At 68.5% G+C, this 14,180-nt stretch carries 9 protein-coding genes; 6 read left to right on the forward strand and 3 right to left on the reverse strand.

The annotated features are described in order from the left end of the window. Window positions 1-137: 137 nt before the first annotated feature. Complete coding sequence (locus ACZ67T_RS28770; RefSeq protein ID WP_469987900.1) at window positions 138-863, reverse strand: TetR/AcrR family transcriptional regulator; 726 nt, start codon at window positions 861-863, stop codon at window positions 138-140. Window positions 864-891: 28 nt separating this feature from the next. On the opposite strand from ACZ67T_RS28770, the gene ACZ67T_RS28775 reads away from it, so the two are divergent. From ACZ67T_RS28775 to ACZ67T_RS28785, 3 genes are all read left to right on the forward strand, one after another. Next, window positions 892-2,016, forward strand: a complete 1,125-nt coding sequence (locus ACZ67T_RS28775; protein WP_469987901.1) for an FAD-dependent oxidoreductase — start codon at window positions 892-894, stop codon at window positions 2,014-2,016. A gap of 429 nt (window positions 2,017-2,445) precedes the next feature. Then, complete coding sequence (locus ACZ67T_RS28780; RefSeq protein WP_469987902.1) at window positions 2,446-5,202, forward strand: SpoIIE family protein phosphatase; 2,757 nt, start codon at window positions 2,446-2,448, stop codon at window positions 5,200-5,202. Window positions 5,203-5,604: 402 nt separating this feature from the next. After that, complete coding sequence (locus tag ACZ67T_RS28785) at window positions 5,605-5,811, forward strand: DUF5988 family protein (protein WP_469987903.1); 207 nt, start codon at window positions 5,605-5,607, stop codon at window positions 5,809-5,811. Window positions 5,812-6,055: 244 nt separating this feature from the next. Here the strand turns inward: ACZ67T_RS28785 and ACZ67T_RS28790 are convergent, their stop codons facing one another. After that, the gene (locus tag ACZ67T_RS28790) at window positions 6,056-8,416 is read right to left on the reverse strand and encodes a GH92 family glycosyl hydrolase (protein ID WP_469987904.1); all 2,361 of its coding nucleotides are present in this window, start codon (window positions 8,414-8,416) and stop codon (window positions 6,056-6,058) included. A gap of 295 nt (window positions 8,417-8,711) precedes the next feature. Beyond that, window positions 8,712-10,103, reverse strand: coding sequence for an MFS transporter (locus ACZ67T_RS28795; protein ID WP_469987905.1), 1,392 nt, complete (start codon window positions 10,101-10,103; stop codon window positions 8,712-8,714). Window positions 10,104-10,806: 703 nt separating this feature from the next. On the opposite strand from ACZ67T_RS28795, the gene ACZ67T_RS28800 reads away from it, so the two are divergent. The 3 genes from ACZ67T_RS28800 to ACZ67T_RS28810 all read left to right on the forward strand — a co-directional run bounded on the left by ACZ67T_RS28800 (window position 10,807) and on the right by ACZ67T_RS28810 (window position 14,180). Then, window positions 10,807-11,583: a gamma-glutamylcyclotransferase family protein gene (locus ACZ67T_RS28800; protein ID WP_469987906.1), complete on the forward strand. Its 777-nt coding sequence runs from the start codon at window positions 10,807-10,809 to the stop codon at window positions 11,581-11,583. 476 nt (window positions 11,584-12,059) lie between these two features. Next, the gene (locus tag ACZ67T_RS28805) at window positions 12,060-12,707 is read left to right on the forward strand and encodes a helix-turn-helix domain-containing protein (protein ID WP_469987907.1); all 648 of its coding nucleotides are present in this window, start codon (window positions 12,060-12,062) and stop codon (window positions 12,705-12,707) included. Window positions 12,708-12,875: 168 nt separating this feature from the next. Further along, window positions 12,876-14,180, forward strand: a complete 1,305-nt coding sequence (locus ACZ67T_RS28810; RefSeq protein WP_469987908.1) for an MFS transporter — start codon at window positions 12,876-12,878, stop codon at window positions 14,178-14,180.

Below are 14,180 nucleotides of genomic sequence, written 5' to 3' on the forward strand. Positions count from 1 at the left end.
GCCCTCCGGGGACCGAGATGCCGGCCGGACCGGCCGGCCGCGTGACCTGTGGTGAGCCGTGTCCCCAACCTCACCTTCGCCGCCGGATGCGGGCGCATCGGCTTCCAGTCGGCCGCCGGCTGCCGCAGGGAAGTCGGTCACGTGCGAGGTCGGCAGGTGATGCCGTCCAAGACGGTGGTCAGGTTGTGGCGGAAGGTTTCCTCGGCATTGAGGTGTGCGCCTTCGATGACGAGCCGGGCGACGGTGGGGTACCTGCCGGTTTTCAGCATGCGTGTGAGGTAGGGGCCGAGGCTGGCCTGAAAGGCGGCTTCATCGGTGCCGGTGGAACGGGCGGTGCGTCGCTCGGTGACCTCCCTGCGGACCGCTCCGATGATGAACGCGTTGAGGGCGCCCAGCGCCCGCTGGAGATCGTCGATGCCGCGCACGCCGGGGGCCTGGCTCAGCGCCGCCGCGGTCGCTTCACCCACGGCGAGCGCGTGTGGTCCCAAGTGCGGCCTTCCGCCGAGCAGGTCGGAGAACCACTCATGATCAAGGGCGGCATCGCGGGTCGCGTGGGCGATGGCCAGTACCTTGGCGCGCCACGCGGACTGCCGGCCGACCTCGGCGATCCGGGCATAGACGACGTCGACCATCAGATCGAGCAGTTCGGATCTGTTGATGACGTAGTCGTAGAGCCGCATCGGACCGACGCCGAGTTCTTTGGCGATCTTGCGAACGGACAGGCCGTCGAGGCCGTGCACGTCGGCAAGCCGGATCGCCGCTGCGGCGATCTTCTCGCGGCTCAGCGGCACTGGTGCCGCCCGCGGCTGAGGTTCGGGCCGTTCCCAAACGGGCAACGTTTCGTTACCGTACGGTGTATCCATAAATACAGTGTACGGTAAGGGAGTGAGAATGCGCATCGCGATCGCTGGTGGCGGCCTTGGCGGGCTGACGCTGGCACGGATCCTGCATCAACACGGCATCGACGCGGTGGTGTACGAGCGCGAGGCGAGCCGATTCGCGCGGCCGCAGGGAGGCGCGCTCGACCTGCACCCGGAGTCCGGGCAACTGGCCCTGGCCGAGGCGGGTCTCGCCGGCGGGTTCCGGTCGGAGGCGCGGCCCGAGGGCGAGGAACATCGCATCCTCGACCCGAGCGGGCGGACCCTGGTACACCATGAGCCGCAACCCGGCTCATTCTCCGGGCGTCCCGAGATTGACCGGAGGGCACTTCGTGATCTTCTGCTCGATTCCCTCCCCGACGACACGGTTGTCTGGGGGCACCGCCTCGTCGCGGCGACCCCGCGACCTGAAGGGGGCTGGGTACTGACGTTCCACGGCGGCCACCGAACCGGCTGCGACGTCCTCGTCGGCGCGGACGGCGCGCGCTCGATCGTCCGGTCGCTGCTGACCGACGTCGAATTGTCCTATGTGGCCACCCTCGTGGAGCTGAACATCGAAGACGTGAACCGGCGCCATCCGGATCTCGCCGAACTGGTCGGCCCCGGGAACCTGTGGTGCGTCGGCGTGAACCAGATCCTGGCTGCGCAACGCCTCGGCGACGGCAGCCTCCGTGTCGGGATCTCGCTGCGCGCAGACGATCGCCCCATCGACACATTCCGCAGCAAGCGCGCTCTGCTGGACATGTTCCGTGGCTGGGACCCACGCCTCACCGCATTGATCGAGGCCGGCGACAGCGCACCGGCGCCGCGCCTGATCGAAGCGATGCCCATCGATACGCGCTGGTCCAGCCGGCCGGGCGTCACCCTCATCGGCGATGCCGCGCACCTCATGCCGCCGGTCGGCGAGGGCGCCAACCAGGCGATGCTCGACGCCGCCGAACTCGCCGGCCGACTCGCCGCCGACCCCGCCGACCCGGACTCGGCGATCCGGACGTACGAGGAGGTGATGTTCACCAGGATTCACTCGATCGCCGAAATGTCCGCACGAGTCCAGGCGATGATGCTTTCCCCGACAGCAGCGGAAGACATCGTCCGTTTCTTCACGGCCCGGCCCGCCGAACCGGCATCCGCAGACTGAGAACGCCCGTCCAGGCGATCGGGGCCGACACGCGGGAACCCTGCCCTTCATAGACACGTGCGTCTGTTCAGATCATCGCGTCGTGGAGCGGGGCGGTCAGCCCGTTTGTTCCCTTGCCGCCCGGGACCCCGAGGCCTGGTTCAGAGCTGAGCTGCAGGTGGAGCGGCTCGACTGGCTGCCCGCGTGCTCGCGCCGCTCGACCGGCCGTTCGCCATCGAGAGGCCAGAAGGGCTGCGGGGACTCACCGAGGCGCTCGCCGCCCGGCCGGCCGCTTCGGCCCAGCGGAGACGGTCTCGGGTGTGACCGGGCCTCCGCGCCCGAGGCCCCCTGTCAGAGGGCCTGATCCGTTCGCGCCGGGCGTCCCGTGATTCCACGCCCCGGGAGGTGCGGCCTGTGGCCGCTCAGGATCGCCAGTGCTAGAAAGGTCACATGGCGAATCGTTTCGCCGACTTGAGAAGCCTTTCTTTCAGGTCCCTGGTCAGCAGAAGCCCGCGAAGCGTAGCCGGGCAGGTGTTCGTCCTCCAGGTGGCACTGGTCGTGCTGCTCGTGGTCGCTGGCGTCTTCGCCCTGGTCCTCCAGTCGGACCGGGACACCAACACCGAAGCCAGGCGCCGCTCCGTCGCCGTGGCGCAGACGTTCGCGCACTCTCCTGGCGTCGTGGCCGCACTGGAGAGCCCCGACCCGAGCAAGATCCTCCAGCCGCTCACGGAGGCCACGCGCAAGGCCTCGGGCGTCGACTTCATCGTGGTCCTGGACACCAAGGGCATCCGCTACACCCACCCCCTGCCGAACCTGATCGGAAAGAAGTTCGTGGGCAACATCGGGCCGTCGCTAGAGGGGAAGGTGTACACGGAGAGTGTGAAGGGCCCACTCGGCCGGGAGGTCCAGGCCACCGTCCCCATCGACAACGCCGACGGCAAGGTCGTGGGGCTCGTCTCAGCGGGGATGAAGGTCAAGAACGTGGCCAGTCAGGTGGCCCGGCAACTGCCGATCATTCTGGGCACCGGTGCCGGGGCGCTCGTGGTGGCCACCGCGGGCACGGCACTGGTGGGCCGACGGCTGCGACGGCAGACCCACAGTCTGGCCCCGGACGAGATGACTCGTATGTACGACCACCACGACACGGTGCTGCACTCCGTGCGCGAAGGGGTACTGATCGTCGACGGCGGCGGGCGGCTGCTGCTGGCGAACGACGAGGCCAGACGGCTGCTGGAACTGCCCCCTGATGTCGAGGGGCAGCTCGTTTCGGAGCTGTCGAGCCTCGACCCCGAGACGGCGGCGCTGCTCGTCTCCGGGCGCGAGGTCACCGACGAGGTGCACTTCGCCGGAGACCGGCTGCTGGCCGTGAACCAGCGGCACACGGACCGCGGCGGCGGCCCCGCGGGAACAGTGGCGACGCTGCGCGACTCCACCGAGTTGCGGGCGGTGACCGGCAGGGCGGAGACCGCGCGCGAGCGGCTCAAGCTGCTGTACGACGCGGGTCTGGAAATCGGTACCACTCTGGACGTCCTGCGCACCGCCGACGAGCTGGCTCAGGTCGCCGTCCCCCGTTTCGCCGATTTCGTCACCGTGGACTTGGCCGACGCTGTACTGCACGGTGAGGAACCGGCCTCCACCGCGACGGACATGCGGCGTACGGCTGTGTACGGCATCCGGGACGACCACCCGCTCTACGAGGAGGGGAGGCTGATCGACTTCCTGCCGTCCACCCCCCAGGCCCGCGGCTACGGGAGCGGCCACGCCCAACTGGTGCCCGACCTGTCGACCGACACGGGCTGGCACGCGCAGGACCCGGAGCGCACCAAGAGGATCATGGACTACGGCATTCACACCCTCATCGCCGCCCCGATCCAGGCCCGCGGCGTCGTGCTGGGCATGGCCAACTTCTGGCGCTCGCGGGAGGGCGAGCCCTTCGACGGGGAGGAGGTGTCGCTCGCCGAGGAACTGGTGGCCCGAGCAGCGGTCAGCATCGACAACGCCCGCCGCTACACCCGCGAGCACGCCCTCGCGGTGACCCTCCAGCGCAGCCTGCTGCCGCGAGCCCTGCCCGAACAGAGCGCCCTCGAGGTCGGTTACCGCTACCTCCCCGCTCAGTCGGGGGTGGGCGGCGACTGGTTCGACGTGATTCCGCTGTCGGGCAGCCGGGTCGCGCTGGCCGTCGGCGACGTGGTCGGCCACGGCCTGCACGCCGCCGCCACCATGGGCCGGCTGCGGACCGCGGTGCACAACTTCTCCTCGCTCGATCTGCCGCCCGACGAGTTGCTGAGCCACATGGACGACCTCGTCGGCCGTATCGACCAGGACGAGTCGGGTACGGAGAGCGCCACGGGCATCGTGGGTGCCACCTGTCTGTACGCGATCTACGACCCGGTGACGCGCCGCTGCGTCGTGGCGCGTGCCGGGCATCTGGCGCCGGCCCTCGTTCTCCCGGATGGCACCGTCACCTTCCTGGATCTGCCGACCGGGCCGCCCCTCGGTCTGGGCGGGCTGCCGTTCCAGACCGCCGAGCTGGACCTTCCGGACGGCGCCCAGCTCGTCCTGTACACCGATGGCCTCATCGAGGACCGCAGGCGCGATCTGGACGTGGGTATGGAGCTGCTGCGCCAAGCCCTGTCGGGCCACCCCGACAGGTCGCCCGAGGAGAGCTGCCAGGCTGTGCTCGACGAGCTGTTGCCCGGGCGTCCCAAGGACGACGTCGCCCTGCTGATCGCCCGGACGCGGGGGTTGTCGCGCGACCGGATCGCCGACTGGGACGTGCCGGTCGACCCGGCCGCCGTGGCGGGGATGCGCGACGCGGTGGCCCGCAAGCTCGACGAGTGGGGCCTGTCCGAGCTGGCCTTCACTGTCGAGCTGATCCTGAGCGAGCTGATCACCAACGCCATCCGTTACGGCTCCGAGCCGATCCATGTACGGCTGATCCGCGACCGTACGCTGATCTGCGAGGTCGCCGACGGCAGCAGCACCTCGCCGCACCTGCGGTATGCCGCGACGATGGACGAGGGCGGCCGCGGCCTGTTCCTGGTGTCGCAGATCGCCGAGCGCTGGGGCACCCGGTACACGCCCCAGGGCAAGGTGATCTGGGCCGAACAGCCTCTTCCCGACGTCTCCGGCCCGGCGGCTCTCATGGGGGAGGAGGCGCCTGACCGCGAGAGGGCTCAGGGCGAGGGCGCTCAGGGCGGCGTCTAGAAGGCAGACGAAGACCTCGCGTGGGGTCCCGGCCTGAGGCCGGGCGGCCCCACTGTTTGTGTGCCGGCCGGGGTGAATGTCCAGGTGTTGTTCTTGATGGTGCCGTGGCGGCGGAGTTTGCGGCTGCCGTGGGAGACGAGCGGGCGCCGGCGCGTTCGCCCGGGGGCTCCAGCGCCGGTGGTCGGCGCACGGCTGACCCCGTCGGGCAACGTCGCCCAGGTCAAGGTCAACAGTCCCTCACCAGGCGCTGGATCCCCCGCCCTCAACCGGGCGCCGCCTGGATCCACCCTGATGAGCCCCCCCCGGAGTGGTGGGGGTCGCCGTCGGCACGGAAAGAGGGCAGTGGCAGACGTGTCGGCGCGTCATGAAGGAGCCGGTCGGGGGTGCGGGGAAGATCGGGTCATGGTCGACGCGATGAAAGCAGTTCTCGAGGGCGGTCCTGACGATCTTCCTGAGCGGATCGTCCCCATCTCCACGCCCGGGCTGGACATCAAAGTTCCCTTGCGCGGGGGCTACGAGCACTTCAAGGAATCGACACGTCAGAAGGAGACCTCGCAGGGTCTGCTGCCCGTGTACGAGTGGTGGGAGCGGACGGAACTGCCTGGATAGGTTTCCGCTCGCAGCGTCTGGCCCGAGTGCGACGGGTGCCAACCTCCACGCACTCCGGCCGGTTCCGGACCGGGTAGAGCTCGTCGAGCGGCTCGACCATGCCTCGCGGCGCCCGCGCGGGCGCGCTTGGGCAGCGCGTGGAGGACGAGTTCGAGAACAGCGCGTTCGGCGGTCGTACAGAACACGGATTGCACAGCGGCAGCCGCAGTGCGGCCCCTGTGTGGAGGGGCCGCAGCCGACACCGTCAGTTCTGGTTGATGGCGGGCGGGGCGGCGTCGACGCCCCAGGTCGTGGGCTTGTCGGAAAGGCCGATCTCGATCGTGCCGGAGCGGAGCAGGTCCTTGTGGGAGAGCCAGCTCTGGCGCAAGGCGCCCTTGCCCGTGCTCACGGAGGACACGTACTGGAGCTTCGACGCATCAGCGCCCGGCGCCTCGATGTTGATCTTACTTCCGTGCTCGGGCCGGATCTCGACCTTTTCGAACATGGGCGCAGTGACGATGTAGTTGGCGGAGCCGGGCTGCGCCTCGAACACGCCGGTCATGGCGAAGACGAGCAACGACGACGTGGCGCCGAGGTCGTCGTTGCCGGGCATGCCGTACACGTCGTCGGTGAAGAGTGTCCGCATCGCACGCAGCACCGCGGACGTCTTCCACGGGGCGCCGGTCCACGAGTACATCCACGGAGTGTGGAAGTCGGGCTCGTTGTTGGGGTTGAACGCGAAGTTGTTGTGGTAGTCGTACGCCCCGCTCACCCATGACTCCGAGGCGGCCTTCGCCGGGTCGGTGAGGACGGTCGGCATGTCGAAGAACTTGTCCAGCCGCTGCTCCGCAGCCGCCTTGCCGCCCATGAGACCGAAGAGGGTCTGCGGGTCCTGCTGGGCCAGCCACTGGTACTGCCAAGCGGTGCCCTCGTGGAACGCACCGGCCTGGGTGGGGTCGGGATCACCGGCGACGGTGCCGTCCTCGTTCTTGGCGACGGGGAACCCCGAGAAACCCTGCGACGTGACGCTCGGGTCCCACAACTTGGCGAAGTTGTCGCAACGCGAGGCGAGCGTCGCGGCCTTGTCCTGGTAGCCCAGGTCGCCGGCCATCGTGGACAACGCACAGTCGCCGAGCGCGTACTCGAGCGTGGCCGAGCCCGCCTGGCGGCTGTCGCCGTACAGGTAGCCGGGCAGGTTCTGGTAACCGACCCAGCCGTTCTTGACGTACGACGGATTGCCGTCACGGCCGCGGAAGACCGATTGGTCGGCGGGGACCTCGTTGGCGTTCTTCCACAGGGCGTCGAAGAGCTGGTGCGAGGTGTGCTCGTCGAGCAGCCCACGCCGGTAGATGTCGACGATCCACGGGGTGATGGGATCGCCGCTCATCACGTTGGTCTCGCCCCCGCCGAGCCCCCAGCGCGGCAGCCAGCCGCCGTCCTGGTAGATGTGCAGCACGGACTTGGCCATGTCCGCGGCCTTGTCCGGGTTGAGCAGGGCCACCAGCTGGTTCTGCGAGCGGTAGGTGTCCCAGAGCGAGAACATTTGGTAGTACGTGGAATCCGCTCGGTGCACCTTGTCGTCAAAGCCGCGGTAGCGGTGGTCGACGTCGGAACCGATCGACGGGTGCAGCAGCGAGTGGTAGAGCGCGCTGTAGTACGTGCGCTGGTCGGCGGTGCTGCCGCCGGCCACACGCATCCGGTTCAACTCGCCGCGCCAGGCGTCGTGCACGCCGGTGCGGGCCTTGTCGAACGACTTGGGCTGCTCGGCCGTGCGGTTGAGGCGCGCGCCGTCGACCGACGTGTAGGACAGGCCCACCGACGTACCGACCTGGTCGCCCTTGGCCGGGTCGAACGTCAGCCAGGCACCGGCGCGCTTGGTGCCGCGCGATGCTTGGCGCTGGTTCGGCGTCAGGGTGCCGTCGGTCCAGGTGCCGAACTTCGAGAACGTCCGGTCGAACTTGGCGCTGAAGTAGACCCGGTAGCGCTCCTTGCCGGTCTCGCCACAGAAGTTGCCGCCCTGGACCCAGCCTTCCACGGTGTCGTTGCCGACCACCTCGATGTCGCCGGCGTAGGTGCTGCCGTTGCTCTGGCCGGCCTCGATGAGCACGTTCTCGGAGCCTGATCCGGCGGGGTAGGTGTAGCGGTGCTGGCCGGTCCGCTGCGTGGCCGAGAGCTCGGCCTTGATGCCGTTGTCGAACTTCACGCCGTAGTAGCCGGGCGCGCGGGTCTCGTTGTCATGACTGAACTTCGCACCGTACTGCGCCGGGTCGGACGAGGTGACCGCACCGGTGGTCGGCATGAACCGGAAGTTGCCCATCGTCTGGCAGCCGACGCCCGACAGGTGCGTGTGACTGAAGCCGAGGATGGTGTCCTGCGCGTAGTCGTACGAGGCGTACTTGTTCAGCTGCGTGTCAGGACTCAGCTGCACCATGCCGAAGGGCGCGGCCGCGCCCGGGAAGGTGGTCCCGTCACCGTTGTTGCCGATCGATGTGTCGACCAGCGCGGTGGGGTCATCAGCGAACTTCGGTCCCTGCTCCTTGGCGTTCGCGACGCCGGCGGTGGCCGAGGCCGTGGCCATGGTGGTGACGATCAACAAGGCGGTGAACACGCGTTTCAGCGCTCTCATCGCGTTCCTCTCATACGACAACGTTGTCAATTCAGTACCCGTCGATCTTTGCCCTCAGGTGTCGTTCCGTCAATCCATCGTTCTCCGCAGCTGGTTGGGCGTGGGAAGAGGGCCCTCGCCTGCGTGGCTTCGTGAGGGCGTGCTGGTTCTGCGGGAGTGCTGGTTCCGGGGAGTGCTGCAGACTCGCACTCACGGGCCCCGCCGGGGCGCCGCCCGACGTCTGGCGGGCGGCGCCGGGCGACGGCCTGCCGGGACGTCGCCCGACCCGGGTCTCCCGAGGGGTGGGGGTGGTCGTTCAGATGGCGTCCAGCGCCAGCCCCTTCGTCTTGGGGCCGAGGAGCCCGACGTTGAGGCACAGCAGCACCATGAGTGCGGCGGAGCCGGCGAACACCGCGGTCGCGCCGAGGTCGTCGAGGACACTCAGCGCGATGAACGGAAGGATCACGGAGACCAGCCGCGACAGTGAGTAGGCGATGCCGATGGCGCTGCTGCGCAGGTTCGTCGGGAAGATTTCGGCCTGGTAGACGTGGAACGCGTTGGAGAAGACGTTGCTGCAGAGGGTCAGCAGGAAGCCGCTTCCCACGATCAGCCAGGCCGAGTCGGCGGACCCGAACAGTACGCCGAAGAGGGCTTGGCCGAGGGCGGCGACGATGATGAGGGTGCGGCGCTCGAACCGCTCGATGAGCGGAATCGACAGAGCCGAACCCAGCGGGTAGCCGCAGAAGCTGAGCGCCGCGTACCCGAGCGAGGCGGTCGTCGAGTGGCCCTTCGCGGCGAGGACGACGGGGGCCAGAGAGCCGAAACCGTAGTAGCCGACGGTCTGCAGGACCTGGAAGATCCACCACATGACGGTGCGGCGGCGATACGGCGGCTGGAACATCCGGCGCAGGGGAACCCGCACGGTTTGGACGGCATCGGTCTCGGTCTCGGCCTTTGGTGGCGTGGGAGCGGGGCGGGTACCGGCAGTTCCCACGCCGTTGACTGTCTCGATGTGCGCGACGACGGCCTCGGCCTCCGCGCGTCGTCCCCTGGCCTCCAGCCATCGCGGGGACTCGGGGAGAGTGCGCCGCATCCACTGGATGCAGAAGGCGCCGAGCGCGCCGGCCACCAGCAGCCAGCGCCAGCCGGAGACCCCGGCGATCTCGTGCTCGGCCACCAGACGCGCGCCGAGGAGCGCCGCCAGTGGCACACCGAGGAACCCGACGGTGTAGGCCCAGGCGATATAGCGTCCGCGCACGGCCGTCGGCAGCAGCTCGGAGAGGTACGTGTCGACGAGCACGAGTTCGGCGCCGAGCCCGAGTCCGGCGAGGAACCGGGCCGCGATGAGCCAGTTCACGTCGGGCGCGGCGGCGCACAGCAGGGAGAACGCGGAGTACGTGGCGAGGTTGACCAGGAACATCCGGCGTCGGCCGAAACGGTCGGCGAGGAGCGACATGACGTTGGCGCCGACGAACATCCCCAGGAATCCGGCGGCGATGATCCACGACTTCTGGGTCTGGCTCAGATGCCAGGGCTCGGTGAGCGCGGCGGCGAGTACACCGCCGAGGAACACCTCGTAGAGGTCGAAGAAGGCACCGATGCCGACGATCGCCGTGAGCCGTCGATGCCAGCGGCCGGGCCGCAGGACCTCGAGACGTCGGGACACCGGTGAGGGAGAGCCGGCGGTGGAGGGGGTGGTTTGCGTCATGCGCCTGTCAGCTCCTTTCAAATGTCTGCAAGGTACATGCATGCGAGGCGACGTGACCACGGGCGTCACGTGGTGGGATACCGGACCCGCGGTCGTCGCGACGGACTGACCGGCCGGGCACTCTGCCTGTGCACGTGCCCCGTGGTGTGGCGGTCGTTCGGGGAGGGGGTCCACCCGCGAGGTGGGTTCGGGAGGGGCATGTGAAGCATGGACGAATGCTGTGCGGGCGAAGGGCCTTGCGGGTCACGGGAGTTGTTGCGGCGTCGGTGCTGCCGTGCAGTTGCTCGGCGCGCGACCCGGACCAGGCGAAGGTGTGGCAGCGGGACCTGGCTGGACGCGAGGGTGGTGGGCGGTGTGACGCGTCACCATGGCTGGACGTGAGGGCCGCGGGCGGTGCGACGGGCGACCGCCGACTGGGCGTTCCGGCCTGTCACGGGTGAACTCGTCGACTTCGACAGTCCGTTTGCGCAGTGGCCGTCGGCCGTCGGCCGTCGGCCGACGGGCTGTAAGGCCGGTCCCGGTCGGATCGTCATGTACTGCGCAGGCATTCGCCGTTGACGGGTATGTGCGACACCAGCACGAACTGCCTCAAAAGTCGGAGAACTGGCAGGTGTTTCCGGTCTCGACCGGATGACCGGCCGTGTGGACGACAACCCGAAGGACCTGCGCGTCGTTCTCGACTCTCCGCCGCCGGAGCGGAAGCATGTCGGCCATGAAATGTGAAGCTGAAGTGGGACGGCGCAAAATACTGCGTGGTATCGCAATCCTGGGTCTTGGCGCGGCCGCCACGGGTTGCACCATTGAGCAGAGCTCGGCAGAAGCCGGTGCGAGGGAATCGGATCCCGGCAGTCAGTATGTTTTCGGATACGGGTCATTGATTCAAAAGGAGTCCCGACAGGCAACGTGGCCGAAAGCGGACAAGGCCTTCCCGGTCTCCGTTCACGGCATCACGCGTGGCTGGTACGACCGCGTCGAAACGGCCAGCTGGGGCCCCACGTACTTGGGGGCGTTCCCGGATCGGAGTGCGACCTGCAACGGCGTGATCTTCCCCGTGTCGCAAGCTGAATTGAAGGAATTTGCCGACAGGGAGAAGGGCTACAAGCTGATCCGCATTCCTCCTGGTGACATCACCATGCTGGACGGAAGATCGGCTCCTCCGGCCGGAACCTTCTGGTACTTCGGCAGTACGTCGCGTAGGTACGTAAGTCACGAATTTCCCATTGTTCAGTCGTATGTCGATGTGTGTGTGAGTGGATGCCTGGAGGTTGAGGGTGAATTTCCGGCGTCTCGCGCGGCGAAGTTTGCGCAGAGATTCTTCACCGCCACGACCGACTGGAAGACTCCATGGATCAATGACCGCATTTATCCATGGAGGCCCTTCGTTCATGTTCCGCAGGCCGACAGGATCGACAGTCTGATCCGGGATCAGCTCGGCGAGGACATGTTCCGCTCCATCTCCCTTGCCGGTGCCAGGACCTGAGCGCTGTGCCGTGAACGATCCAGAGGGTGTCGGTTGGTCGGTGGGCGGTGCAGCGGGGCTTCGCGTGTATGACGCGCGTCATCGCTGACATCTCGGCCTCCCCGGACGGCATGGTGATCGGGCTCGACCCGGGCCAGGAGACCGGTCTGGCCATGGGAGCGAGGCCCTGTGCACCTGGCTGTGATCCGAGGACCCTGACGACCGCCGGGTCCTGCGCGAGGCCGCCGACCTCGGGCGCCGTCATCCTGCGCCCCACGTATGCGTCTCACTGCGTGACAACGCCGACGTACACCGGCGGACAGCACGCGCACGCACGGACCCGGCGGGCGGATGGCCGTCGAGAGCGGTGCCGCACCTCGCCAAGCCGCCCCACGCTGTCGTGAAGTGGACCTGTACTGCTGTTCTCGGTGGGGTGTCCGCTCGGTGCCGAAGTTTGAGCGCGAGGGCTTGTTTTCATCATCGTGAAGGTCTTCAATATGCCGCAGGCGAGCATCCCCCAGCGACAGGCGGAGACCGTGCACGAAACCGACGCACCGATGCCGGGCGGCCGGCCGGACCTCGATGTGATGGCCGCGACGGTCGGTCTGCAGATCAAGGCCCTGCGCAAGCAGGCCCGTCTGACTCTGGACGAGCTCAGCCGCCGGTCCGGTATCAGTACCGGTCTGATCAGTCAGGTCGAGCGGGGGAAGGGCAATCCCTCCTTCGCGAGCCTGGTGCAGATCGCGCACGGTCTCGACGTCGCGATCGGGCGGCTGTTCCATCTCGCCGAGCAGGTCAGCCCGGTGGTCCGTGCCCATGAGCGCCGCAGCCTCGACTTCCATGGCTCGGACGCGGCGGACGGCGACCGCTTCGAACTGCTCAGCCCTTCGCTCAACGGTGCGCTGGAAGTGTTGTGGGTGGTCACCCAGCCGGGCCACGACACCAGCGCGACCCCCTTCCGTCACAACGGTGAGGAGTTCGGCATCGTGCTCTCGGGGGTGAAGGACGTCTATCTCGACGGTGTCCGTCACCGGCTTGAGGCGGGCGACTCCATCACCTACTCCTGCAGCACGCCTCACTGGTACGTCAACCCCGGTGACGAGCCCGCCACTTCGATCTGGGTGGTCACTCCGCCCAGCTGGTAGGCACGGGCCTCACCCGCTTCCGTCCCCTCCCCAACGCCCCGGCCGCAGGCCCGGGCGCCGGTACCGCACGCCTCATCCCGTGCGTCCCCTCCAACGCCCCGGCCGCAGGCCCGGGTGCCGGTACCGCACGGCCTCGATCCGTGCGCCTTCCCCAAGAGGTGCCCCGCTATGGCATCGCTCATCGGCAGAACCCCTGTCGCCACCGGAAACTCCTCCCTCTCCCACCGTCGCGCTCTGCTGGCTCTCGGCGGCGGCAACGCCGTCGAGTGGTACGACTGGATGGTCTACGGGCTGCTGGCCTCCTACATAGGTCCGCTCTACTTCCCGTCCGGCAGCTCCGTGTCCGAGACCATGTCCGCCCTGGCCGTCTTCGCGGTCGGTTTCGCCGCCCGGCCGCTCGGCGCGATCGTCTTCGGCACCCTGGCCGACCGCATCGGCCGGCGCGCGGTCATGCTCTTCTCCATCGGCTCCATGGTGATGTCCAGCCTGGTCATCGCGCTGCTTCCCAGTCATGCGAGCATCGGCGTCTGGGCCGGCGTCATCCTGCTGGCCAGCCGTATTCTGCAGGGGCTTTCCACCGGCATCGAGGCGCCGCTCAACTCCGCGTACATCGTGGAACTGGCACCCGAGGGCAGGACCGCCCGGTTCGGCACCACCATCAGCATCTACGTCCAAGTCGGCATCGTCGGCGCGTCGTTGGTCTGCTTCCTGACCAGCTCGGTGATCGCGCCCGACGCCATGGCCTCGTGGGGCTGGCGCATCCCGTTCGCGGTCGGCGCCGTCGGCGGCCTGGTCTTCCTCTGGCTGCGCCGCGCCCTGCCGGAGACCCTGCACACCGCCGGTGACGCGCAGGCCGAACCGGCCCGGGTGGGCCAGGTCTGGGCCGAGGTCTGGCAGCACCGGCTCGGGCTCCTGGCGATCATCTTCGTCGTGGCCGGCGCCCAGGCGATCCAGTACACCTGGACCACCGGACTGCCCAACCTGGCACGCTCGGCCCACCACGAGAACTCGGACCACGTCTTCCTGGTCTCCACCCTCGCCGGGATCTGCGTCGCCCTGCTCTATCCGCTGGTCGGCCGGCTCGCCGACAACAAGCGGATCTCCCGCACCTTCATCGTCTCCCGGCTCGCCGTGGTGCCGGTGATCTTCATCGTGCTCGCCTACCAGCGGCCCGGCATGGCGATGTTCACCGTGGTGATGCTGGTCGGCGCTCCGGTGCTGGCCTTCACCATGGGCCTCTACAACACCGTCGCCGCCACCTTGATGCCGACCAGCTGCCGGGTCACCGGCGTCGGCCTCGGCTACGCGATCGGCGTGGCCGGCTTCGGCGGCACCGCCCCCTACCTCCTGCTGTGGCTCCAAGACCTCGGCGCCGGCTGGGCGTTCCCCGTCTACGGCGCGGTCCTGTGCCTGCTCAGCGTCCTGCTCTACGCGCTCGTCCTCCGCCGCGGCTCCGTCCGCGTCGGAAACTGA

Source organism: Streptomyces sp. NPDC107517, from assembly GCF_055582645.1.

What these genes read in the sequence shown, in the direction of transcription:
- ACZ67T_RS28770 (WP_469987900.1), bottom strand. Translation starts at nt 863, where the DNA reads ATGGATACACCGTACGGTAACGAAACGTTGCCCGTTTGGGAACGGCCC.
- ACZ67T_RS28790 (WP_469987904.1), bottom strand. Translation starts at nt 8,416, where the DNA reads ATGAGAGCGCTGAAACGCGTGTTCACCGCCTTGTTGATCGTCACCACC.
- ACZ67T_RS28800 (WP_469987906.1), top strand. Translation starts at nt 10,807, where the DNA reads ATGTCGGCCATGAAATGTGAAGCTGAAGTGGGACGGCGCAAAATACTG.
- ACZ67T_RS28810 (WP_469987908.1), top strand. Translation starts at nt 12,876, where the DNA reads ATGGCATCGCTCATCGGCAGAACCCCTGTCGCCACCGGAAACTCCTCC.
- ACZ67T_RS28775 (WP_469987901.1), top strand. Translation starts at nt 892, where the DNA reads ATGCGCATCGCGATCGCTGGTGGCGGCCTTGGCGGGCTGACGCTGGCA.
- ACZ67T_RS28785 (WP_469987903.1), top strand. Translation starts at nt 5,605, where the DNA reads ATGGTCGACGCGATGAAAGCAGTTCTCGAGGGCGGTCCTGACGATCTT.
- ACZ67T_RS28805 (WP_469987907.1), top strand. Translation starts at nt 12,060, where the DNA reads ATGCCGCAGGCGAGCATCCCCCAGCGACAGGCGGAGACCGTGCACGAA.
- ACZ67T_RS28795 (WP_469987905.1), bottom strand. Translation starts at nt 10,103, where the DNA reads ATGACGCAAACCACCCCCTCCACCGCCGGCTCTCCCTCACCGGTGTCC.
- ACZ67T_RS28780 (WP_469987902.1), top strand. Translation starts at nt 2,446, where the DNA reads ATGGCGAATCGTTTCGCCGACTTGAGAAGCCTTTCTTTCAGGTCCCTG.